24 protein-coding genes are annotated in these 22,553 nt (G+C 47.4%); all 24 read left to right on the top strand.

Annotated elements, in window-relative coordinates; all coding sequences use genetic code 11:
* The first annotated feature begins 34 nt into the window (after positions 1-34).
* Entirely contained in the window at positions 35-1,795 is a 1,761-nt protein-coding gene (pyk, locus tag M8332_RS03760; protein ID WP_252779515.1) for a pyruvate kinase, read from the top strand.
* A gap of 112 nt (positions 1,796-1,907) precedes the next feature.
* On the top strand, positions 1,908-2,783 hold the full coding sequence (locus M8332_RS03755) for a CvfB family protein (RefSeq protein WP_252779514.1): 876 nt from the start codon (positions 1,908-1,910) through the stop codon (positions 2,781-2,783).
* Positions 2,776-3,663, top strand: coding sequence for a site-specific tyrosine recombinase XerD (gene xerD / locus M8332_RS03750; RefSeq protein WP_252779512.1), 888 nt, complete (start codon positions 2,776-2,778; stop codon positions 3,661-3,663). Before M8332_RS03755 ends, xerD begins: the two co-directional genes overlap by 8 nt.
* A gap of 15 nt (positions 3,664-3,678) precedes the next feature.
* Positions 3,679-4,038, top strand: coding sequence for a riboflavin biosynthesis protein RibT (locus M8332_RS03745; RefSeq protein ID WP_252779510.1), 360 nt, complete (start codon positions 3,679-3,681; stop codon positions 4,036-4,038).
* Complete coding sequence (locus M8332_RS03740; RefSeq protein ID WP_252779509.1) at positions 4,031-4,771, top strand: segregation and condensation protein A; 741 nt, start codon at positions 4,031-4,033, stop codon at positions 4,769-4,771. The genes M8332_RS03745 and M8332_RS03740 overlap by 8 nt, the downstream gene beginning before the upstream one ends.
* Entirely contained in the window at positions 4,761-5,321 is a 561-nt protein-coding gene (gene scpB / locus M8332_RS03735) for an SMC-Scp complex subunit ScpB (protein WP_252779507.1), read from the top strand. Before M8332_RS03740 ends, scpB begins: the two co-directional genes overlap by 11 nt.
* Positions 5,318-6,067 (top strand): pseudouridine synthase, encoded by a 750-nt coding sequence (locus M8332_RS03730; RefSeq protein ID WP_252779506.1) that lies wholly within the window; start codon positions 5,318-5,320, stop codon positions 6,065-6,067. Before scpB ends, M8332_RS03730 begins: the two co-directional genes overlap by 4 nt.
* Positions 6,057-6,623 carry an ECF transporter S component gene (locus M8332_RS03725; RefSeq protein WP_252779504.1) on the top strand — a complete coding sequence of 189 codons (567 nt, stop codon included), beginning with the start codon at positions 6,057-6,059 and terminating at the stop codon, positions 6,621-6,623. Before M8332_RS03730 ends, M8332_RS03725 begins: the two co-directional genes overlap by 11 nt.
* The gene (locus M8332_RS03720) at positions 6,623-7,693 is read left to right on the top strand and encodes a helix-turn-helix domain-containing protein (RefSeq protein WP_252779502.1); all 1,071 of its coding nucleotides are present in this window, start codon (positions 6,623-6,625) and stop codon (positions 7,691-7,693) included. The genes M8332_RS03725 and M8332_RS03720 overlap by 1 nt, the downstream gene beginning before the upstream one ends.
* A complete protein-coding gene (locus M8332_RS03715) occupies positions 7,662-9,074 on the top strand; it encodes a RecQ family ATP-dependent DNA helicase (RefSeq protein ID WP_252779501.1) in 1,413 nt (470 codons plus the stop codon). The genes M8332_RS03720 and M8332_RS03715 overlap by 32 nt, the downstream gene beginning before the upstream one ends.
* Before the next feature lie 52 nt (positions 9,075-9,126).
* Positions 9,127-9,789: a LysM peptidoglycan-binding domain-containing protein gene (locus M8332_RS03710; protein ID WP_252779499.1), complete on the top strand. Its 663-nt coding sequence runs from the start codon at positions 9,127-9,129 to the stop codon at positions 9,787-9,789.
* A gap of 13 nt (positions 9,790-9,802) precedes the next feature.
* Entirely contained in the window at positions 9,803-10,492 is a 690-nt protein-coding gene (gene cmk, locus M8332_RS03705) for a (d)CMP kinase (protein ID WP_252779497.1), read from the top strand.
* An 83-nt stretch (positions 10,493-10,575) separates the two neighbouring features.
* Entirely contained in the window at positions 10,576-11,784 is a 1,209-nt protein-coding gene (rpsA, locus tag M8332_RS03700) for a 30S ribosomal protein S1 (protein WP_252779495.1), read from the top strand.
* 64 nt (positions 11,785-11,848) lie between these two features.
* Complete coding sequence (gene der / locus M8332_RS03695) at positions 11,849-13,156, top strand: ribosome biogenesis GTPase Der (protein ID WP_252779493.1); 1,308 nt, start codon at positions 11,849-11,851, stop codon at positions 13,154-13,156.
* A 180-nt stretch (positions 13,157-13,336) separates the two neighbouring features.
* On the top strand, positions 13,337-13,612 hold the full coding sequence (locus M8332_RS03690; protein ID WP_252750266.1) for an HU family DNA-binding protein: 276 nt from the start codon (positions 13,337-13,339) through the stop codon (positions 13,610-13,612).
* Between the two features lie 69 nt (positions 13,613-13,681).
* A complete protein-coding gene (locus M8332_RS03685; protein WP_252779492.1) occupies positions 13,682-14,947 on the top strand; it encodes a tetratricopeptide repeat protein in 1,266 nt (421 codons plus the stop codon).
* A gap of 94 nt (positions 14,948-15,041) precedes the next feature.
* The gene (locus tag M8332_RS03680; RefSeq protein WP_353937845.1) at positions 15,042-16,283 is read left to right on the top strand and encodes a CCA tRNA nucleotidyltransferase; all 1,242 of its coding nucleotides are present in this window, start codon (positions 15,042-15,044) and stop codon (positions 16,281-16,283) included.
* Positions 16,277-18,178 carry an ABC-F family ATP-binding cassette domain-containing protein gene (locus tag M8332_RS03675; protein ID WP_252779490.1) on the top strand — a complete coding sequence of 634 codons (1,902 nt, stop codon included), beginning with the start codon at positions 16,277-16,279 and terminating at the stop codon, positions 18,176-18,178. The genes M8332_RS03680 and M8332_RS03675 overlap by 7 nt, the downstream gene beginning before the upstream one ends.
* Before the next feature lie 15 nt (positions 18,179-18,193).
* A complete protein-coding gene (locus tag M8332_RS03670; RefSeq protein ID WP_252779489.1) occupies positions 18,194-19,144 on the top strand; it encodes a thymidylate synthase in 951 nt (316 codons plus the stop codon).
* Positions 19,145-19,156: 12 nt separating this feature from the next.
* Positions 19,157-19,669, top strand: coding sequence for a dihydrofolate reductase (locus M8332_RS03665; RefSeq protein WP_252779488.1), 513 nt, complete (start codon positions 19,157-19,159; stop codon positions 19,667-19,669).
* Positions 19,650-19,871 carry a YozE family protein gene (locus M8332_RS03660; RefSeq protein ID WP_252779487.1) on the top strand — a complete coding sequence of 74 codons (222 nt, stop codon included), beginning with the start codon at positions 19,650-19,652 and terminating at the stop codon, positions 19,869-19,871. Before M8332_RS03665 ends, M8332_RS03660 begins: the two co-directional genes overlap by 20 nt.
* A 10-nt stretch (positions 19,872-19,881) precedes the next feature.
* Entirely contained in the window at positions 19,882-20,745 is an 864-nt protein-coding gene (ylqF, locus tag M8332_RS03655) for a ribosome biogenesis GTPase YlqF (protein ID WP_252779486.1), read from the top strand.
* Positions 20,735-21,496, top strand: a complete 762-nt coding sequence (gene rnhB, locus M8332_RS03650) for a ribonuclease HII (RefSeq protein WP_252779485.1) — start codon at positions 20,735-20,737, stop codon at positions 21,494-21,496. The genes ylqF and rnhB overlap by 11 nt, the downstream gene beginning before the upstream one ends.
* 30 nt (positions 21,497-21,526) lie before the next feature.
* Complete coding sequence (gene dprA / locus M8332_RS03645) at positions 21,527-22,330, top strand: DNA-processing protein DprA (protein WP_353937844.1); 804 nt, start codon at positions 21,527-21,529, stop codon at positions 22,328-22,330.
* Positions 22,331-22,553 lie beyond the last annotated feature (223 nt).

Genomic DNA, 22,553 nt, shown 5'->3' with positions numbered 1-22,553 from the left:
ACAGTTTGCTTACAAAAAAGGAGAGCTTTTACTTATGAAGAGAACAAAAATCGTAAGTACACTTGGACCAGCTTCAAACGACGTTGATACGATTACAACGTTGTTGAATAGTGGTGCAAATGTTTTTCGTTTCAACTTTTCCCATGGAGACCATGAAGAACACCTATCACGGATGAACATGGTGAAAGAAGCTGAAAAGAGAACTGGAAAGATTGCTGGGATTCTCTTGGATACCAAGGGAGCCGAAATTCGGACGACGAAACAAGCCGATGGCAAGATTGAATTCAAGACAGGTGATCAATTCCGGATTTCTATGGATGATAGCCTCGAAGGTACGAAAGACAAGATTGCCGTAACTTATCCAGGACTTTACGATGATGTTAAAGTTGGTGGTCAAGTTCTCTTTGATGATGGTTTGGTCGGAACGAAGATCCTGGAAAAGGATGACCAAAACCGTGAACTAGTAGTGGAAGTTACGAACAACGGGGTTTTAGGTTCCCGCAAAGGGGTTAATGCTCCCGGAGTTTCCATCAACTTACCAGGAATTACCGAAAAGGATTCGGATGACATTCGCTTCGGTTGTGACCAAGGCATTAACTACATTGCCGCTTCATTTGTACGGAAACCCCAAGATATCATGGATATTCGGGCTTTGTTGGAAGAAAAAAACATGCAAGACGTCCAAATCTTTCCTAAGATTGAATCCCAAGAAGGAATTGACAACTTCCCAGAAATTTTGAAGGTTTCTGATGGATTGATGATTGCCCGGGGTGACATGGGAGTTGAAATTCCCCCCGAAAATGTTCCCGCAGTACAAAAACGGTTGATTAAGATGTGTAATGAGGCTGGTAAGCCAGTGATTACTGCAACCCAAATGCTGGACTCAATGCAGGACGAACCACGCCCAACGCGGGCCGAAGTTTCTGACGTAGCTAACGCCGTTTACGATGGTACGGATGCCACGATGCTGTCTGGTGAAAGTGCCAACGGTGACTACCCAGTCGCTTCCGTTTCAATGATGGCTCGGATTGACGAAGTTTCAGATGGACTATTTAATGAATTTGGAACTCCGCGTCCGGTCTTTCAAGATGGCGATGTAACTGAAGCACTCGGTGAATCAGTCGCTCGGATTGCAAAGGACATGGGAATTCACACGATTGTTGTTGCTACTGGTTCCGGTTACACAGCGCGGATGATTTCTAAGTATCACCCAGATGCTAACATCTTAGCTTTAACCTTTGACGATCGGGTTCGGCGTGGCTTAACGGTTAACTGGGCCGTTAACCCGGTCTTGGTTGAAAAGCCAGAATCCGCAGAAGCAATGGTGAACTTAGCTGTTTCTAAGGCAGTTGAAACTGGCTTAGCCCAAGAAGGCGAAGAAATCATCGTTACTACCGGGGTTCCATTAGGTGACGAAGGAACAACGAACACGGTGCGCGTTCAATTAATCGGAACCAAGCTTGCTCAAGGGCAAGGAATTGGGGATGACACCGTAATTGGTAAGGCGGTGGTTGCTGACAACGCCCAAGCTGCTGATGCGAACTCTGTTGAAGGTAGCGTACTGGTAGTTAAAGACACCAATAAGGATTACCTGCCAGCAATGAAGAAGGCAAGTGCCATTGTGGTTGAAACCGGTGGCTTAACTTCTTACGCAGCGGTCATTGGAATTTCGTTAGATGTTCCAGTAATTGTTGCTGCTCACAATGCTACGTCCACGATTACCGATGGTGAATTGGTAACGGTTGATGCTCGGCGTGGAGTGGTTTACCAAGGTAACCAAGTTAAAAATGATTAATTAAATTTTATTTAAGAAAAAGGTCGCTGAATTTTTTCGGTGGCCTTTTTCTTTGGTATAATTAAGAAAATTAACTGATCTTACTGAACGGACGCATAAATTGGAGAACAACATGAATAAGCAACTGGGAACTGTCATTACGACCAAGGTAACTGACGAAAATGCGACGGAATATTTTGTCCAAAGCGAGGGGCTAACCTATTCCTTGGCGAAATCAGAAATTAACAAGCCACTAAAACTGGGAAGCACCTTTCGCGGGTTTGCCTATGAAAATGAACAGCATCACCTGCGGATTACCCGGCAAAGTCCTGCGATTGGGTTTGATCAGTATGGCTGGGGAACCGTGGTAAGCAAAAAATTTGGTCTGGGCGTGTTTATTGACCTAGGGCTCCCCGACAAGGACTTAGCCGTCTCGATGGATGATTTACCCGCCATGCGTTCCCTCTGGCCGGACGTCGGGGATCAGTTATTAGTAGCCTTACGGCGGGACAGTAAGGGGCGATTGTGGGGCGAATTGGCCGATGAAGAAGTCTTTAAAGCAATTTCACAGCCAGCAACTAATCCAAAGTTAAAAAATCGGACCATCAAGGCCCGGGTAATCAACCCGAAAAAAATGGGGACCCAGGTGTTAACCGACCAGTATCAGTTGGGGTTCATTGACCGTTCTGAAGTGGAGCAAGAACCCCGGTTAGGTGAATTAATCACCGCTCGAATCATTGGAATTCGCCCCAATAAAACCGTCTACTTATCGATGCGGCCCCGAGCTTACGAGGCCATTTCCGATGATGCTGAAATGATTTATCGGACGCTTGCAATGCGGGCGGATCATTTTTTACCGTACAACGATCATAGTGATCCAGAAGCCATTCAAACGTACTTCGGAATCAGCAAGAGTCAGTTCAAGCGGGCGCTGGGGAACTTATTTAAACGCCACCAAATCAACATTACCGCTACTGGAATTCAACTCGTGGAGGACCAGCGTGAATGAGCAACTGGAAAATTATTTACATTATCTCGTGGTCGAACGGGGGCTCTCGGATAACTCGATTAAGAGTTACCGCCAGGATTTAACCCAATTTGCTACGTATTTGGCTGACCAGCAGGTGACTAGCTGGGCGGCAGTGGATCAGTTTACGGTGTTAAGTTATTTAGAACAGGAAAAGCAGGGGGGGAAGGCTCGGAATTCGGTGATTCACAGTGTTTCCTCCCTGCGGAAGTTTTTCCAATATTTGATGCGCTTACAGGTCATTACGGTTGATCCAATGCAAAAAATTGCCACCCCCAAACGAGGCACCCATCTGCCGTCCGTTTTGACCGAACAAGAAACGGATCGCTTATTGGCAGTTCCACTAGTTAATCGCAAACTCGGAAAGCGAGATCGGGCCATCCTCGAGGTGTTGTATGCAACTGGACTCCGGGTTTCTGAGCTGGTTAACTTGAGGTTGCAGGATTTGCATTTGGAAATGAATTTAATCCAAACGTTAGGGAAAGGGGATAAGGAGCGCATTGTGCCGATTGATGCTGTCGCCATTCACTGGCTAACCACATATTTAGAAACCGTCCGGCCCGAGCTGTTAAAACAAAAGCGGAGCCCCTATGTGTTTTTAAACGCCCATGGGGGACAATTGAGTCGGCAAAGTGTGTGGAAATTATTAAAGCAGGCGGCGGCGCAGGCGGGAATTCAGAAAAACATCACGCCGCATACGTTGCGACATACGTTTGCCACCCGGTTGTTAGAGCACGGGGCCGACTTGCGTACGGTTCAAGAGTTGCTGGGCCATGCTGATCTATCCACCACCCAAATTTATACCCACGTTTCGCATGAGCATTTGACGAGTGAATACCAAAAATACCATCCACGTGCGTAATTAGAGGAGGTCGCAATGCTATATAAATATCGCCCAGAACATGAAAAAGTGATTCTAGGCATTTTAACGTTAACCCGGCGGACCGAACAGGTGCACTACCTTCCAGAGGAGCTTGCATGGTACGCAGACAGCAAGAAGCGAGCTCTTTACCTGTGGAAGGATCAGTTTGATAACTGGGCGGGGGTGATTGGAGTGGAGGTTACTCACCACTGTTTGTTGGTACGAAAGATTATTCTAACCCCGGATGCGGAGACTTATTTCAACGTTTTTCGGATCTTAGATAACATTCGTGAGTTATATCCGAATCAGCCGGTGATTGGAACCCTCCAAAACCAGGAAGTAATTACCCGGTGGGAGCGCACGACAAATGAGTAAGGACACTTTAAAACTGCATTTGACAGATTTTGATGGCCCGCTTGAGCTGTTACTACATTTGATCAAAGAAGCTCAAATGGATATTTATGACATTAACATTAAAGACATCACCAACCAGTACTTTCAATATCTGCAACAAATGAAGCAGATGCAGTTAGAAATTGCCGGTTCGTTTTTTGTCATGGCGGCCAATCTGATGCGAATTAAATCGCAATGGTTGCTAGCAGAAGAGATTGATGATGGCGAACCAGAGGAAGATCCGCGAGAGGATCTGGTCAACCAGTTGTTAGAATACCGACGCTATCAAAAGGCCGCGCACACGCTTCACCAGCGTGAACAACACCGGCACCGCATTTATTCAGTTCCAGCGGTCCAGAGTACCAATGACGTTGAAATTCAACCGAACGAATTTGAAGTGGCCAGCTTAGTGGGAACTTGGCAGCGAATTTGGCACCGGCACCGCCGAACGGCCGTGGGTCCGGTCAATCAAATTGAAGAGTGGCAGTTTAGGATTTCTACCCAGGCCGCTCAGATTGTGACCCGGCTTAACCAGACGAGCAACCGGCGGCTAGCCTTTTCCGAGTTATATGCGCCCACGGCGGGGTTAGAAGAAGTGGTGACCGACTTTTTGGCGTTGTTAACGTTGGTTAAACGGCAGTTAGTGCGGGTCACGCAACCGGTGGGGCGCAATGAAATTATGATTGAAGGTGACAACGCACGCGATGAGCATTAGAGGAAAATTAGAGGCCCTGATTTATGCCGCTGGTGGGGCGGGAATTAAAATTAGTAAATTAGCCGAACTAACGGGACTTTCGATGGCGGTCGTGCGCGAAAACGTGGTGCAACTCGCACAGACCATGGCAACCGATGACCATGGCGTCATGCTTTACCAAACTGGAGAATTAGTCTGGTTAGGAACGAAACCAGACTACGCTGATGTGGTGCAACAATTGACCGATCAACCGGAATCGTTATTGACCCCCGCTATGCTAGAAACCCTCACAATCGTTGCTTACCAGCAACCCATTACCCGGGTGCAGGTGGATGAAATTCGGGGGGTCAATAGCGTGGTCTCGTTACGTAATTTACAGAGTTTAGGGTTGATTATCGTTAGTGGGCAAGCCGATGAACCCGGACAACCTAATTTATATCAAACCACCGATTTATTTTTACAGGCGTTTGGGTTGCAAACCCTGCAGCAATTGCCTTCGCTACCGGAGAGTGAACCGACTCCTGAGGCGGGGATGTACCAGAAAGATACCGATAAAGGAGATCAGGAATGAGTGAACGATTACAAAAAGTAATGGCCCATGCGGGAGTGGCTTCTCGACGCGCCAGCGAACAACTAATTCAAACGGGCCACGTGCGGGTGAACGGTCAGGTCGTAACCACCCTCGGGCAAAAAGTTGAACCAACTGACCGCATTGAGGTTGACCATAAGCCGATTCATCAGGAAGCGTTAGTCTACTTTTTGCTGAATAAGCCCCGGGGAGTGATTACGTCGGCTGCTGATGAAAAACACCGCAAAACCGTGTTAGATTACTTTAACCATCAAGTTTCAGAACGGATTTATCCGGTTGGTCGACTAGATTACGATACAACCGGAGCATTATTACTTACAAACGACGGGGAACTGGATTATCGCTTAACGCATCCGAAACATGAAATTCCCAAAACGTACGTTGCCAAGGTGACTGGGATCCCGGATGCGACTGATTTTGACCGCTTACGATCCGGAGTCAAACTTGATGCCAGCCACCAAAGTGCGCCGGCTGAAGTCCGCTTGGTTAAGAAAGCGGGTGCAACGGGGCAAAATGCTGTGATTGAGGTTACCATTCATGAGGGCCGGAACCATGAGGTCAAAAACATGTTTCAAGCCATTGGTCATCCTGTTGAAAAACTGAAACGGATTGCCTTTGCAGAACTGAAGTTAGCTGATTTGGAGCCGGGTCAGTGGCGGCCCCTGAATAAACGGGAGCTACGGAACTTATTTGAACTTACTGAAGGAGGAAGTCGGAATGAAAACTAATAATCAAGAATTAAAGCGAATGGTAGCAATTGCCATGCTCAGTGCGATTGCCTACTTATTAATGTTTGTTTCGTTTCCAATTTTGCCCTACGTGCCCTTTTTAAAGTTAGACTTTGCCGACGTGCCCATTTTACTGGGACTGCTGTTATTAGGACCGGTCGGGGCCGTAGAAATTACCCTGCTCAAGCTGTTTTTATACTGGATGACCATGGGTTTTTCTGTCATTGAACTGGTGGGGTTAATGGGTTCCTTAGTGGCGTCCTTGCTCCTCATTGTTAGTTTTACTTGGTTAAAGAGCTGGCTCTTTTCGGGTAAGTACAAGACGGTGGCAGCCATTGCCATTAGTGCCGTGGTACTCGCGCTGGGAATGGGATTGTTAAACTACTTTATCCTGATGCCAGTTTATCTGCATGTGGCTGGCTTTCAGCTGTCTATTTCACTGCCCAAGTTGATTTTAATTGGGGTCATTCCGTTCAATCTGATTAAGGGAGTCCTCGATGGAACCCTCCTCGTATTAATTTATGGACGTTTTCGTCATTGGATTGCGCACCGCTAATGCTGACAATTGAGCAAGCACTGGCCCTGGTGCTGTTAGCTAAAAAGCAACCCCGGCGCCCCCGGTCGTTAACTAATTTAGTCCGGGGTAAACGGACCGTTGCGACCCTCTACTGGGGCTTTCGCTATCAGTGGCTGGGGATGCTAGGGATTGGGCGCTATCTCGCAATCCAAGAGTTACCCTTTGCTAGTTTGCGGCACCAGCAACTGGTGGCCGTTGATCACGAACAGGACTACCTAACGACAGCTGGGTTAAACCAACAACAAGCGCTTTTCCAGCACCTTCCTTTGCAGTGGCAAGCAGAATTTCAAACCACTGATTTACAGCGGCTCAAGAGCCGGTTATTATTATTAACCCAGGTAATTTCTGAATTTGATCATCATGAAAACCATTATTTTGCGGTGCGGACCCCAATGCGGGAACGGGTCTGGGTTAAGAATTATTTTTTTCAATTAGTTCACACAAAACGATTGGCGCAGTTTCAGGCCGATTTAACGGCTTTTTTAGCTACGTTACCAACGCCAGCAGCCCAAGTCGTGAGCCATGAACTAGTTGGCTATCACAATAACGGGTGGACGCGGGAGCAAATTGCCCAAGCACTCCGGTTAAATCCACTGGCAGTCGCTTTTATTGAGCTAGCTGCATTGGCTCAACTGGTTCGTTGGAATCGAAACCAGCCGGCCGGGACCCTGGCGCCACTTAGTCAAGGACTGCAAAAGGATTTGATTACGAAAAAGGCACGCCAGACGTTACAGCTTTATCAAACCTGGCACGATGTAAAGCGGGTCGCAGCGCAACAACACATTAAGTCGTCAACCGTAGACGAGCATTTATTAGAAACCGCCATCTATGTGCCCCTTGCCCAGTTTCCGTATTCTGACTTTGTGAGTCCCAAAGAAGTGCAGCGGTTGGTTAAGCAGGATGGAAATAACGTGGATGACTGGCAGTTTCAGTCCGAGCAAGCGGGCGGATTATCCTTTTTTCAATTTCGGTTAATTCAGATTTGGTTAACGAAGTTAGCCCGAAAGGAAGCAGGTCATGGATCAGCTAACGCAACTGTTACAGAATAAATTTGGGTTTTCCCGCTTTCGTCCCGGTCAGCGAGAGACGCTCGAACGGTTACAGCACCGGCAATCGGTACTGGCCGTTTTGCCAACGGGAGCGGGCAAAACCTTGATTTACCAGTTGTACGGCGCATTGCTTGACCGCCCCGTGATTATTGTTTCGCCCTTATTATCGCTCATGACCGATCAAGTAGAGCGGATGCAGTATGGGGGTGAAAAACGGGTGGTAGCCCTTAATTCCCAGCAAAGTTGGGCAGAACGGCAACAAACGCTCGCGGACCTTTCGCAGTACCGGTTTATCTTCATTTCTCCTGAAATGTTGGCCAATCAAACGGTGCTTCGCGCACTCCAGCAGTTAGACATTGGCCTCTTTGTGATTGATGAAGCTCACTGTATTTCTCAGTGGGCGGTTGATTTTCGCCCCGATTATTTAGACCTTGGCAAATACTGGCGGGCGTTAGGAACGCCACAGCTCTTGTTATTGACCGCGACGGCGTCACAACGAGTTCAGGATGATATCATCAAGAAATTACAGGCCCCAGCTGTGCAAAAGCTGGTCTGGAACGTTGACCGGTCAAACATTTTTCTAGCGGAACAAACGCTGGCAACGGAAACCGCTAAGCAGGATTATCTGGTGAAATTCGTGCAACAGATTACCGGGCCGGGGATTATTTATTTTTCCAGCAAAAAGGTTGCCAATCAAATGACCGCAAAACTCCAGGCAGAAACGGATCTGCGGGTGGCGGCCTATCACGCCGATTTAGATACCGCGGCGCGCTTCACGATTCAACACCAGTTTATGGATGACGAGCTCCAACTAATTTGTGCCACTTCTGCGTTTGGAATGGGGATTGATAAAGCTAACATCCGGTTTGTAGTTCATTACCACTTACCCCAGGATTTAGAAAGTTACATGCAAGAAATTGGACGAGCTGGTCGGGATGAACACCAGAGCCTTGCTTTACTCCTCTACGTTCCCGGTGACGAACAGTTAAGCTTAACGCTCGTGCAACGGAGCATTCCAACGGAACATGAGTTGGAATTGTTTGAACAGCATCAATCCGCTACTTTGAATGACCAGGTTCGGCGGTTGTTGCAGTATTATCAGGATCACAACGTTGACCGGACGACGCTGTTACAGGTCTTTCAAGCGGAACGAAAGCGCAAGGAACAGGCCATTTTACTGGTGGTGCGGTATGCACTGACCACCGAGTGTCGGCGCACGGCATTGCTCAGTCGTTTTTCTAGTACCAAAACCGCTGACATAACCTGGTGTTGTGATAATGAGCAACCGGACTGGACGGTTGACCAGTTAGGATTAGCGCCCACAGCACCCGTGGCCGTTAAATTTCGGGATTGGCGGCAAATTATCGCGGAATTATTTTAAGGCTTAAATAACATGATATAATTAAGACATTCAAGAAAGGGAGGCATTTTAATTGGATAAGCAAGAAAAACCGCAAGAACCATGGGATCAATCTTTTGATGGGAAACCAAGTCAAACGAGTACGAACCAAAAAGCCATGCCCGCTTCGTCACGGATGGCGCGCCGTAAAAAGCAGGGGAACATTAAGGTGATTGTGACTATTTTGGCTTCTGTAGTTGTGTTAATCGCGTTGTTTGCGTTAGCCTTTGGGATGTCAAAGCAGGGCGATTTGAATAGCTCCGCTAAGCCAGCTACCGAAAAGCAAACGAAACCGGCTAAGCACAAGCAAGCAGCTAAAAAGCAATCCAAACCGGCGAAAAAATCAGCTACCAAGCAAACTGATTCCACTGCTGATCAGGCCGACCAAACTGGGGACCCGACCTCAAGTAATGCTAATGCTGCTGAGGCTGATAATCAGACTGCTCAAAACAATCAACCAGCGGCAGCAACTACCGCGAATAGTTCTGAACCAGCTAATTCAGCAACGACCACAACGAGTCAGCAGTCGCAAGCAAACAACCAGGCAGCGCCTAAAGACTACGTTGTTGTTCAGCAGCATGAAGGAATTTACCGGGTAGCTAAAAATGCCGGAATTAGCATGCAAGAACTGGAACGGTTGAATGGGTTGACCTCCCAAAGTGTGATTGTTCCCGGTCAAAAATTACGAATCAGATAAGGATTGATGAGGAATGCAGCCACAAGGATTACAAGTTGCCATTGATGGTCCAGCCTCGGCTGGAAAAAGTACCGTTGCTAAAATTGTTGCACGTAAGTTTGCGTACGTGTATGTCGATACCGGAGCAATGTATCGGACGGTGACCCTGCGGGCCTTACAGGCGCACGTGGATTTGACGAATGAGGCTGAAGTACTGGCGGTTTTGCAGCAAACCAAGATCACCTTTACCCCAGGAGATCCGGTGCAACACGTATTTGCGAATCAGGACGAGGTGACGGAAGAAATCCGGTCTGAAACGGTTACTAACCATGTTTCGACGGTTTCTGCTTTACCAGCCATTCGAGCCGCATTAGTGAAGCGACAGCAAGAACTCGCCAAAGCGGGGGGAATTGTAATGGATGGCCGAGACATCGGCACGACCGTTTTACCACACGCAGCCGTCAAAGTTTTTCTAGTTGCCAGTGTCAAAGAACGCGCCGAACGGCGGTATTTAGAAAATCAGGCCAAGGGGATTACTACTAGTTTAAAAACGTTGCAGCAAGAAATTGCGGAACGAGACTACAAAGATTCTCACCGGGCCGTATCGCCCTTACGAAAAGCCCCCGACGCCACTGAGATTGATACAACCGCGCTGTCAATTGCTGAAGTGGTGGAGCGAATTGCCGACTTGATCCGGCAAAAACAAGACCGCACTCAAAAATAAGTGTGGTTCGTGATGTTTTGCTGGTATTCTCTCATCAATTAAGATAGAATGATGATAGAGTAGTTTCAAGGAGGAAATGTTTGATGAGTGAAAATGAAAACAAACAGTTGTTAGATGCGCTTGATAATATCAAGCAGGTAAACGTTGGAGACGTCGTTGATGGTGAAATTTTAGCCGTTGATAACGATCAACAACTAATGGTTGGAATCGAAGGAGCCGGAGTGGAAGGAGTTATTCCTCGTCGCGAAGTTTCTGGTGATCCTGATGAAAACATTGCCAACAACTACAAGGTTGGCGATCAAGTCAAAGTAGTTGTGGTTTCTAAAATTGGTGATGACAAGGAAAACGGTAGTTACTTGTTGTCGATCCGCCGGTTAGAAGCTTTGAAGGTTTGGGATGAAATCAAAGACAAAGCTGAAAAAGACGAAACCATCACGGTTAAGGTTACTCGGCCCGTTAAGGGTGGGTTAGTTGTTAACGCTGATGGAGTTCGTGGCTTTATCCCAGCTTCCATGATTACGGATCACTTCGTTAGTGATTTGAATCAATACAAGGGTCAAGAGTTAGAAGTTAAGATCATCGAAGTGGTTCCGGAAGAAAACCGTTTAATTCTTTCTCACCGGGCAATCGCTGAAAAAGACCGGGCTGCTGCTCGTGAAAAGATTATGAGTTCCATTAAACCGGGTGACGTGATTGAAGGAACAGTAGCGCGCTTAACGAACTTCGGGGCCTTTATTGACCTTGGTGGGATGGACGGTTTAGTACACATCTCTGAAATCTCCTACGACCACGTTAGCAAGGCCGCTGATGTCTTAGAAGTCGGCGAAAAGGTTAAAGTTAAGGTCTTATCAGTTGATCCAGAACGTGACCGGATTTCGCTTTCCATCAAACAATTACAACCTGGTCCTTGGGATGATATCGAAGAAAAAGCTGCCGTTGGCAGTGTCTTAGACGGAAAAGTTAAACGGTTAGTTGACTTTGGTGCCTTTGTTGAGGTCTTTCCTGGCGTGGAAGGACTAGTCCACATTTCCCAAATTTCACACAAACACATTGATAAACCAAGTGACGTGTTGAAGTCTGGCGATGACATTAAGGTGAAGGTGCTTTCCATCGATCCAGAAGAACACCGGTTAGCATTATCAATGAAGGCTTTAGAAGAAGCTCCTGCTGAAGAAGCAAAGCAAGCTCCAAAGCGGAATGTTGATGATAACTCAACTGCAAATGCTCCTGAAGAAGAAAGTGGTTTTACTTTAGGTGATATTTTAGGTGAAGACATTAATTCGCAAGACTAATTAACTAAAAAAATCCTTCATTTGTTAGAATGGAGGATTTTTTTAGTTTCAAGGAGGAATGAACATGGCAGATCCAACGGTAGCAATTGTCGGGCGCCCGAACGTAGGGAAATCGACGATTTTTAATCGCATTGCTGGGGAACGAATTTCAATCGTAGAGGACACGCCGGGGGTCACCCGTGACCGGATTTATGCCCACGGGGAGTGGCTGGGTCATAACTTTAACTTAATTGATACAGGTGGAATTGAAGTTTCCGACCAGCCGTTTATCCAACAAATTACGGCTCAAGCGGAGGTCGCAATTGATGAAGCAGACGTGATTATTTTTATGGTTAACGGTCGCCAGGGGATTACCGATGCTGACGAACGGGTGGCACAACTTCTGTACAAGGCCGACAAACCGGTGGTGGTAGCGGTCAATAAAATTGATAACTTTGAAAGTCGGGCCGACGTGTATGATTTTTATGCACTGGGATTTGGCGATCCCTATCCCATTTCTGGAGCACACGGCCTCGGCCTCGGCGATTTGCTTGATGAAGTCATCAAAAACTTTCCTGAAGTTCCAGATCCAGCTCCTGACGACAGTATTCGCTTTAGTTTAATTGGACGGCCTAACGTCGGTAAATCATCCCTAGTGAACGCGATTTTAGGCGATCAGCGGGTGATTGTCTCAGAGGTGGCCGGAACGACTAGGGACGCGATTGACACCAAATTTGTACACGATGGGCAGGAATTTACGATCGTTGACACCGCGGGAATTCGAAAACGGGGCAAGGTCTACGAAAAGACGGAAAAATACAGTGTGATGCGAGCAATGAAGGCCATTGACGATAGTAACGTGGTGCTGGTTGTATTAAACGCTGAAGAAGGCATCCGGGAGCAGGATAAGCGCGTGGCGGGTTATGCCCATGAGGCCGGCAAGGGAATTATTATCGTGGTGAACAAGTGGGACACCTTAAAGAAGGATAATTACACGCAACAACAGTTTGAGGCCCAGATTCGCATGGAATTTAAGTATTTGGACTATGCTCCGATTATCTTTGTTTCGGCTAAAACCAAGCAACGGTTACAGCAGTTACCAGCTTTGATTGAACGCGTTAATGATAACCACGAAAAACGGATTAGTTCGTCAACTCTAAACGAAGTTATTTTGGACGCCGTGGCAATGACCCCCACGCCCACGATCAAGACCCGGAAGCTCCGGATCTACTACGCGACCCAGGTGGCGGTTGCTCCGCCCACGATCGTTATTTTTGTGAACGACCCGGAACTTCTCCATTTTTCGTATAAGCGGTACTTAGAAAACCAGATTCGGAAGAATTTTGACTTCACCGGAACGCCAATTCACATTATTGCCCGTAGTCGGAAATAAGGGTTGATTTTACTAAAACTCTTAAGAATGTATTAAAATGGCGTTGCAATCGGCGTTTCCGTGTGCTATCTTTAAATACGAGATGATGCTTGTTTTGTATCATCTGGCGTTCTGATTTGGATGAGAGCGCTTAGAAGTCGATGTTTGAATTCAAACATCTTTTCAGGAGGTGAATCACTCATGGCCAACAAAGCAGAATTAGTAGACGATGTTGCGCAAGCAGCTGGGTTAACTAAAAAGGATGCTACGGCAGCAATGGACGCTGTTTTTGATGCAATCCAAGCACAACTTGCAAAAGGTGAACGTGTTCAATTAATCGGTTTTGGTAGTTTTGAAGTTCGTGAACGTGCTGCACGTAAAGGACGGAACCCACAAACTGGTAAGGAAATTGAAATCCCTGCAAGTAAAGTACCTGCCTTTAAACCTGGTAAAGCTTTAAAGGATGCTGTTAAATAATTAGTTATTTAACGGGAGTCGGTTCGCATGTGCGAACTGGCTTTTTTTGTTGGAAAAGAGAGGTTGACGATGCGTTATTCAGAACAAGCACTAACTGCCTTACAAAATAACGATTTAGATAGTTATCAAAAAAATTTAAGCCTGGCGAAGGAGCACGATGATAGTGAACTATTGTTTTCATTAGCAGAAGAGCTTTATGCGCTCGGCTTTGCCGATGATGCGCTACAGCTTTACCGTCAGTTGTTAGCACAATATCCAGCTGAAGATCAACTTCGAACTTATATTGCTGATATTCTCATCACTCAGGATGAAACCGACGCGGCTCTAGATTATCTTCACCAGATTCAGCCAGACTCCGAGTTTTATTTAAATTCCCTGTTAGGCCAGGCTGATTTATACCAAACCCAGGGCCTAACGGTGGTTAGCGAGCAGAAGTTAAAGGAAGCCCTGCAACTTGCTCCGGATGAACCAGTGGTTAAATTCGCCCTGGCAGAACTGTATTTCTCAGAAGGGAAATACGCCGAGGCGATTCCCTTGTACCTAGCTTTGATTAAGGAGGGGGACCTCAACCTCTCCAACGTTAATTTAGTGGAACGAATTGGGGTGGCCTATGCCAACGTGGGTAATTTTGAAAACGCGATTGGCTACTTAGAACAAATTGAACCTGGTGCGATGTCTCCAGACGTCCAGTTTGAAACCGGGTTTACCTATTTCCAACTTGGGGACTTTAAAAAAGCGATCGAACAATTGGAACAATTACGGGCAGTTGATCCCCAGTATAGCTCGCTCTATTTGTACTTAGGCCAGGCACTAGCAGCAGAGCAACAGCCAGAAGCCGCCCTTCGAACTTACCAAGAAGGACTCGGCATTGACGAGTACAACGTTTCCTTATACCTGAACGCCGCCAGTCTAGCAGCGAAGCAGGGGCAACCAGCGCAGTCGCTGGAGTATCTGCAAAAGGCGCACCAAACTAATCCAGATCAATTAGCGGTCGTAACCCAGTTAGCAGCAGCTTACTTACAGTCCGATCAAAACCAGGCCGTAGTGGACTTATTGACACCTTACCAAACTGATCATGAAACGGATGCCCAGTTGGAGTGGGATTTAGCGCTCGCCAATTCGCGTTTAGATCATCTAGATGAGGCGCTTCACCAATACCAAGCTGCCTATCCGAGTTTTCAGGACGACCCTGACTTTTTGAAGGAATATATTCTTTGTTTACGAGCGGCGGGGCAGGTTCAAGCAACGCTACCGTTATTGCAACGCTACGTAAAATTAGCTCCGAACGATGATGAAATGATTTACATGTTAGAAGACCTCGAAGACCAATTTTAAGTTCAGAAACTCATCACAGTGGTGGTGGGTTTCTTTGTTTAATTGTTCGATTTAGCCCAGTAAGGTAAAATTTGTTGGTATAATTGAACCAAAGATGAGAAAGAGGGAGCAACTGGTGCGCATTGAAAACCTACCGGCGGCCTTTGTGGACGCCCAACGAGTATTACAAGTAATCGAACAACATGGCTATGAAGCGTACTTTGTGGGGGGCAGCGTCCGGGATACGTTGTTACACCTGCCCATTCACGACGTAGATTTAGCCACCTCGGCTTATCCGGCCGAAGTAAAGCAACTCTTTGCTTGCACCATTGATACCGGAATTGAGCACGGCACTGTAACGGTTCGCTATCATCGCCATAGTTTTGAAATTACCACGTTTCGAACGGAATCAGGGTATCAGGATTATCGCCGGCCTGATCAGGTCACATTTGTGCGCTCCTTACAGGCCGATTTAATGCGGCGTGACTTTACGGTCAACGCCCTTGCGATGCGGGAAAATGGAGAAGTGATTGACCTGTTTCACGGCCTTTCCGACCTTCAAGCTCACATTATTCGTGCCGTTGGGGATCCAGACCACCGGTTTCGGGAAGATGCACTGCGGATGATGCGAGCGGTCCGGTTTGGAAGTCAGTTAGATTTTACGATTGAGCCGGTTACCCTAGCGGCCATTCAAACCAACCGGGCGCTACTAGCCAAAATTGCAATCGAACGAATTCACGTGGAATTTGTCAAAATGTTACTGGGTCTAGCTCCATTACGGGGTCTACAGCAGATGTTGACGACCCACTTGTTAGACTATCTACCCGTGTTAAACCAATTTGGTAAGCAACTCACGGAGGTCGTTAATCGTCCGCTGGCGCAGCAACTGGCAAATGAAACGCAAGTTTGGAGTTGGCTAGCGGTTAACTTGGGATGGGAAGCCCCCCAAATTCAAAGTGCCTTACACGCCTGGAAGAGTTCCAAGCAACTGACGCTGGCGGTGACGAAGGTGACCGCTGCCGTTCACGCGCTCTTAGAGCAGCACTTAACCAACTGGCAGTTGTACCAAACAGGCGCTGTTAGGTTAACGGATGCGGCGCAAGTAGCCGTTGCACTCGGTCATCCGGATCAAACCACCGCATTACAACAGCGTTATCAAGAACTTCCCATTCACAGTAAGCACGACCTGGCCATTAATGGAAACCAGTTAATTCAATCCGGAATTAAGCCCGGTCCGGCGTTAGGGCACCTGTTAAATTCGTTAGAACATCAAGTGGTGGCTGGGACGATTGCAAACGAGACAAAGCAGTTGTTGGCGGCTGCTAACCAACAAAGTGAGGCAAAAAAAGCATGGTAGAAACGTTACGAGCCGAACATTTAACCAAAACGTACGGAGAGAAAACCCTCTTTCAGGACTTGAATTTTATCATCAATGAGCATGATCGAATTGGGTTAATTGGAACTAATGGGAGTGGGAAATCCTCACTCTTAAATGCGATTGCGCAGGTTGATCATGACGTAACGGGCGAGATTGTTACTTCCAAAACCTATACAATTGGGTATTTAAAACAGCAGCCGGACTTGCCGGGTGATAAAACGGTGTTAGAAGCGGTTTTTTCCGGCAATCAACCGATTTTCCGGGTGATTCGGCGCTATGAAGACACCCTGGCGGCTTATTCCGCCCATCCCGAATCTGCCGATGCCGAACGGGCTTACCTTGCCGCGGAAGCAAAGATGAATGAACTGGATGCGTGGACGGCAGAGAGCCAGGTCAAGACGATTTTAACCCAACTTAAAATCACTGATTTACACCAAACGATTCAGACGATGTCCGGAGGAATGCAGAAGCGCGTGGGCCTAGCCCAAGTTTTAATTCAATCGCCGAACTTGTTGTTATTAGATGAACCAACGAATCATTTGGATTTTGAATCGATTGCCTGGCTAGAGCAGTATTTGAGCCGGTATCACGGTTCTTTAATCGTGGTTACTCATGATCGGTACTTCTTAGATCAGGTAACTAACCACATTTGGGAACTTTCGTTGGGGAAATTACACAAGTACGACGGTAATTACCAAACTTACGTGGCGCAGAAAGCCGAACGGGTTGATCAAGAATTAGCAGCAGGGCATAAACAGCAACAACTGTACAAGCAGGAATTGCAGTGGATGAAAGCGGGTGCCAAAGCTCGCTCGACCAAGCAAAACGCACGGATTGAACGCTTTCAAGCCCTGAAGCAGGAAGTTGACCAGGGAACACCAGTGGAAAGCGACGTTAACATTAGCATGGGCCAACAGCGTCTGGGGAAAAAAGTGATTGAAATGAAGGACGTTAATCTCACCGTCGCTGATCATCCGATTTTACGGGACTTTAATTTGATTGTCCAAAACGGTCAACGACTCGGAATCAGCGGGGAAAACGGGACTGGAAAATCCAGTTTTTTGAATGCGATTGCGAAGACGTTACCGCTTGATTCCGGTATGATTGAACTGGGAGCGACGGTAAAATTAGGCTACTATACCCAGCAAATGGAACCAATTCCGGATGATCAGCGAGTGATCAATTACCTCACGAATGTAGGGCAAAAAGTGATTGATAAGGACGGCAATCAAATCAGTGTCACTAACTTGCTAGAACAGTTTCTATTTCCCAAAGCTACTCACGGTACCTTGATTCGGAAGCTTTCGGGGGGCGAAAAACGCCGCCTCTACCTCTTAAAACTCCTAATGGAACAACCAAACGTCCTGTTACTAGATGAACCCACGAACAACTTGGACATTGGGACGCTCACCGTTTTAGAAAATTACATTGAAAACTTCAACGGCACAACGATTACAGTGTCTCACGATCGGTACTTTTTGGATAAGGTTGCCGATCAATTGTTGATGTTTAAAGGCAACGCCCAGATTGACCGGTACACGGGGTCTTTAAGTAGCTACTTAGCAAAACAACAGGAAGCCAAGGGCACTTCTAATCCAGCTGAGCCAACGGCAGAAAAATCCCCGAATGCGTCGAAGCATCCCGCGGAAAAAACGAAGTTAACCTACGCGGAAAAATTGGAGTGGGGTCAGTTGGACCCAAAACTAGCTGACAATGAGGCTGCAATCAGCGCCGTGCAAGACCAAATGCAGGCGCATGCAGCTGATTACAATAAATTGGCCGAACTACAACGACAGTTAGACGATTTGAATGCCGAGGGGGACCAACTGGTCGCCCGCTGGGAATATCTAAGTCAGTACGTTGATGAAGACTAGGCATGGAGGAATGGCATGTTAGAAGAGCAATATTTGAAGTTAGCGCGGTTTGTGCTCGAAAACGGACAACCGAAGGGTGATCGCACGGGAACCGGGACGTTAAGTACCTTTGGGTATCAAATGCGCTTTAACCTAGCGGAAGGGTTTCCCTTGCTGACCACCAAGAGCGTTCCCTTTCGGCTAATCAAAAGCGAGTTGTTGTGGTTTTTGCGCGGTGATACAAACATTCGGTATTTACTGCAGCATAATAATCACATCTGGGACGAATGGGCCTTTAAAAACTGGGTTGAATCCGCGGAATACCAGGGACCGGACATGACCGACTTTGGCTTACGGTCACAAACTGATCCGGAGTTTAAAGCAGCGTATCTGCAGCAAAAAGAGTGGTTTTGTCAACAAATCTTAGCAGATGCGGACTTTGCAGCGCGGTACGGCGACCTGGGCTTGGTCTACGGGAGTCAATGGCGTAGTTGGCAAACTACCAATGGCCAAACCGTTGATCAAATCCAAAAGGTGATTGACCAAATTAAAACCAATCCGAACTCGCGGCGGTTAATTGTATCGGCTTGGAATCCGGGGGACGTTGATGAGGTGGCTTTACCACCGTGCCACACGCTGTTTCAATTTTATGTCAACGACGGCAAACTGAGTTGTCAGTTGTACCAACGCAGTGGAGACATCTTTTTGGGAGTTCCGTTTAACATCGCGAGCTACGCCTTACTGACGAGTTTGATTGCGAAGGAATGTGGCTTAGTTCCAGGTGAATTTATTCATACCTTGGGAGACGCCCATATTTACCAAAACCACATTGAACAGGTCAAGACCCAGTTAGCGCGAACCCCATATCCAGCGCCCACCCTGTGGTTGAATCCGGCTAAAAATAGTATTTTTGACTATGACATTGATGATATTCAAATTAAACATTACCAGCACCACCCACGGATTAAAGGGGCGGTGGCCGTTTAGGAGGCAAGTCGCATGTTAGCATTTATTTGGGCGGAGGCCCAAAACCAAATAATTGGCAACCAGGGAACGTTACCGTGGCATCTGCCAGATGACATGCACTTTTTTAAGGAGCAGACGACAGGCCATCCCATTTTAGCGGGAAGTAAAACCTATGCCAGTTTTGGGCGACCGTTACCACACCGGCAAAATCTGGTGTTAACCCACCAACCAGCCACTAATTTCCCGGCAGAAGTACAAGTTTTTCACACCCCTGCCAGCTTTTTGCAATATGCAAAAAGGCATGATGATGAGCTGATTTTTGTGGTTGGGGGCAGTCAAATTTTTCGGTTATTGCTCCCTGAAGTGACTTGGTTGTATCGAACAGTTATTGCCGCAGACGTCGCTGGGGATACTAAGATGCCTCCAATTGACTACCACCAGTTCACGTTGGTTAAGGAACGACCTGGAGCCACGCCGGCCGAATATCCGCACCACTTTGAAATTTGGCAGCGAAAAGAGGATGAAGATGCGAAAAAGTTTTTATGAGTATTTGATGACAGAACGGAATCCAGCCAGTCATACGACGCTTGCTGAGTTTGCAAATAATGCTTTCTTTGACCAAAGTTTTCCAAAGCACACCGATAATTTTGATGAAATTTCAAAGTACCTAGAGGAAAATGCGGGGTATTTGCCAACCTTAACGATTTTTGATGATGCCTGGCAGCAGTATTTAGCTTACCTAGATTAAGGAGTCGGTCATGCAAAGTAACATTCAATGGTTTCCAGGACACATGGCCAAGGCCATTCGCCAGTTTGAAGCGAACATTAAACTAGTTGATGTGGTGTTTGAGTTGGTCGACGCCCGGATTCCGTTTACCTCCATTAACCCAGAAGTTAGTCGAATTAGTCAGGGGGAACCCCGCCTAATGATCTTAACCAAGGCAGATTTAGCTGACCCGAAGCTAACTCAACAGTGGTTACGTTTCTTTCGGACGCAGGGTCTGGTCGCGCTGGCAGTTGATGCCAAATTGACCGGCGTGCAGAAAAAAATTGAAAACGCCGCGCGGACCCTCCTGACGACTAAATTAGCGGCACAAAGTGAGCGTGGCATGGAACGACAAACCATCAAAGCGATTTGCGTGGGCGTTCCAAACGTCGGGAAATCAACGCTTCTCAATCAATTAGTTCAGAGACGATCTGCCCCAGTTGGGAATCGACCGGGGGTGACGAAGGGGCAACAGTGGTTGACCGGAAACGGGCACCTGGAGTTGTTAGACACCCCAGGAATTTTATGGCCGAAGTTTCAGAACCAAACGGTGGCTGAAGAATTGGCTCTTACGGGCGCCATTCGGGATAGTGCCTACCATAGCGATGACGTAGCCCTGTTTGCACTCCAGTTTTTTCGGACGACCAATCCAACGGTCCTGCAGGAACGTTATCGCCTGCAAGCGAGCGCTTTAGAATTACCCGCTCCGGAATTATTGTTGCTGATTACGGCTAATTTAGGCATGCGGGATGATTACGAACGAGCATCGGACCGCATAATTACCGATGTTCGGAAGGGTAAATTAGGTCGGTTTACCTTAGATGAGCCCCAGGACGTTGTGACTGATGAACATTAAAGAACTAACCGCTCAATTGGCGCAGGTAACTAGTCTGACTGATCCGCTACTAACGGCCTACCAAACGGACCCGCGTAAGGGGGTACAACGCCTGTTACAACAAACAACCAAGCGTCTGGAACGGGACCGCCAGCGCTTTGAAGCTTTTGAACGGCGCTTGCAACAAGAACGTGCGCTCTGGCATCAGGGAATTGCACACGTAGCTGGAGTCGATGAAGTGGGACGGGGCCCGCTTGCCGGACCGGTGGTGGTGGGGGCGGTGATTTTACCGCCGACCTTTAATCTGCCAACCGTGAATGATTCCAAGCAGCTATCAGATCACGAGCGCCGGCGTCTCGTGCCCCTCATTAAACAAGCCGCGGTTGCATATAGTCTCGTGACCGTCAGTCCCACCATCATTGACCGAATTAACATCTATGAGGCGAGTCGATTGGGGATGAAACAGGCGGTTGAACGCTTAACCTGTCAGCCAGACCATCTGCTAGTTGATGCGATGGTAATTGAGACGGAGATCCCCCAGACTAAGTTAATTAAGGGAGATGCCAAATCGGCTAGTATTGCCGCGGCCAGCATCTTGGCCAAGGTCTATCGGGATGATTTAATGATTCAATATGACCAGCAATATCCAGAATATGGCTTTGCTCATAATGATGGGTATGGGACTAAGGAACATCTCCAAGCTTTACGCCAGTATGGAGCAACGCCCCTTCACCGGCAAAGTTTTGCGCCCGTCCGTGATTTAGGCCATTAATTTCGTATCTCTTAAAAAAGGGAGAATACGATGGATAAACGAGAATTTTTACTGCGGATCAAACTGTGTCCCGGGATTGGGCTTAAAGGTGAAAGTGTAATCTACACGTGGCTACAGCAAGAACCCCATTTTGAACGCTATTCTTTAGCTGGTTTATTACAAACACTGGCTGCTTTGTTGCGCGAGCACCGGTTGAAGGTGACGCCGTTCGTTCAAAACTTTTTAACGGCAGCATTAACCAAACAAGTGCAGCGGAATCAGGCGGGTGGTTGGATTACCATTTTAGACGCCGCCTATCCCCAGCAGTTACGAGAGATTTTTCTACCACCCCTGGTGCTTTTTTATGCGGGGAACCTTGATCTACTCCGACAAACCCCAGTATTAGGGATTGTCGGGTCCAGAAATTGTTCTGTCTATGCGATTAAGTCGTTAAAACGGACGGTAACGGCTCCGGTAGTGCAGCGCTATGTGATTGTTTCCGGACTAGCAACCGGGGTTGATACGTTAGGCCATCAGTTGGCCCTGGCTCATCGTGGCCGAACCATCGCAGTATTAGGCACGGGGCTAGATCATTTTTATCCAGCGCCCAACCGTGAGCTACAGCACACCCTGGCGCACACCCAGTTAGTGGTTACCGAGTATCCATTAGGCGTGGGACCGCGCCGGTACCAATTTGTTGAACGCAATCGCATTATTGCCGGACTTTGCCAGAAGTTACTGGTGGTCGAAGCCCGGCAGAAATCGGGTAGTTTGATTACAGCCAGCCTCGCCTTGCAGGCCAATCGGGATGTTCTGGCCATCCCCGGCAACATCAACAGTCAGCTTTCGTTATGAGCGAATGAATTGATTGCAGCGGGAGCCCAACCATGTCTTGATACACAGGATTTACTGGGACGGGTCGTTATTTAACTGAAGTAATTAAAAAATCGGATTTCTGCCGTAGGTGGTCGGAATCCGATTTTTATGTGCGTGATGACGTGGTTAGTCGTACGACTTCCAGCTGCCCGGTTTTAAAGTTTTTGATGTAGGGACGCAAAAAGTGGATGCGAATTTGGAA

It is taken from the genome of Fructilactobacillus ixorae (assembly GCF_024029915.1).
Taxonomy (GTDB): domain Bacteria; phylum Bacillota; class Bacilli; order Lactobacillales; family Lactobacillaceae; genus Fructilactobacillus; species Fructilactobacillus ixorae.
Note: the sequence above shows the minus strand (reverse complement) of the source record. Positions and strands in the feature narration are given on the sequence as shown.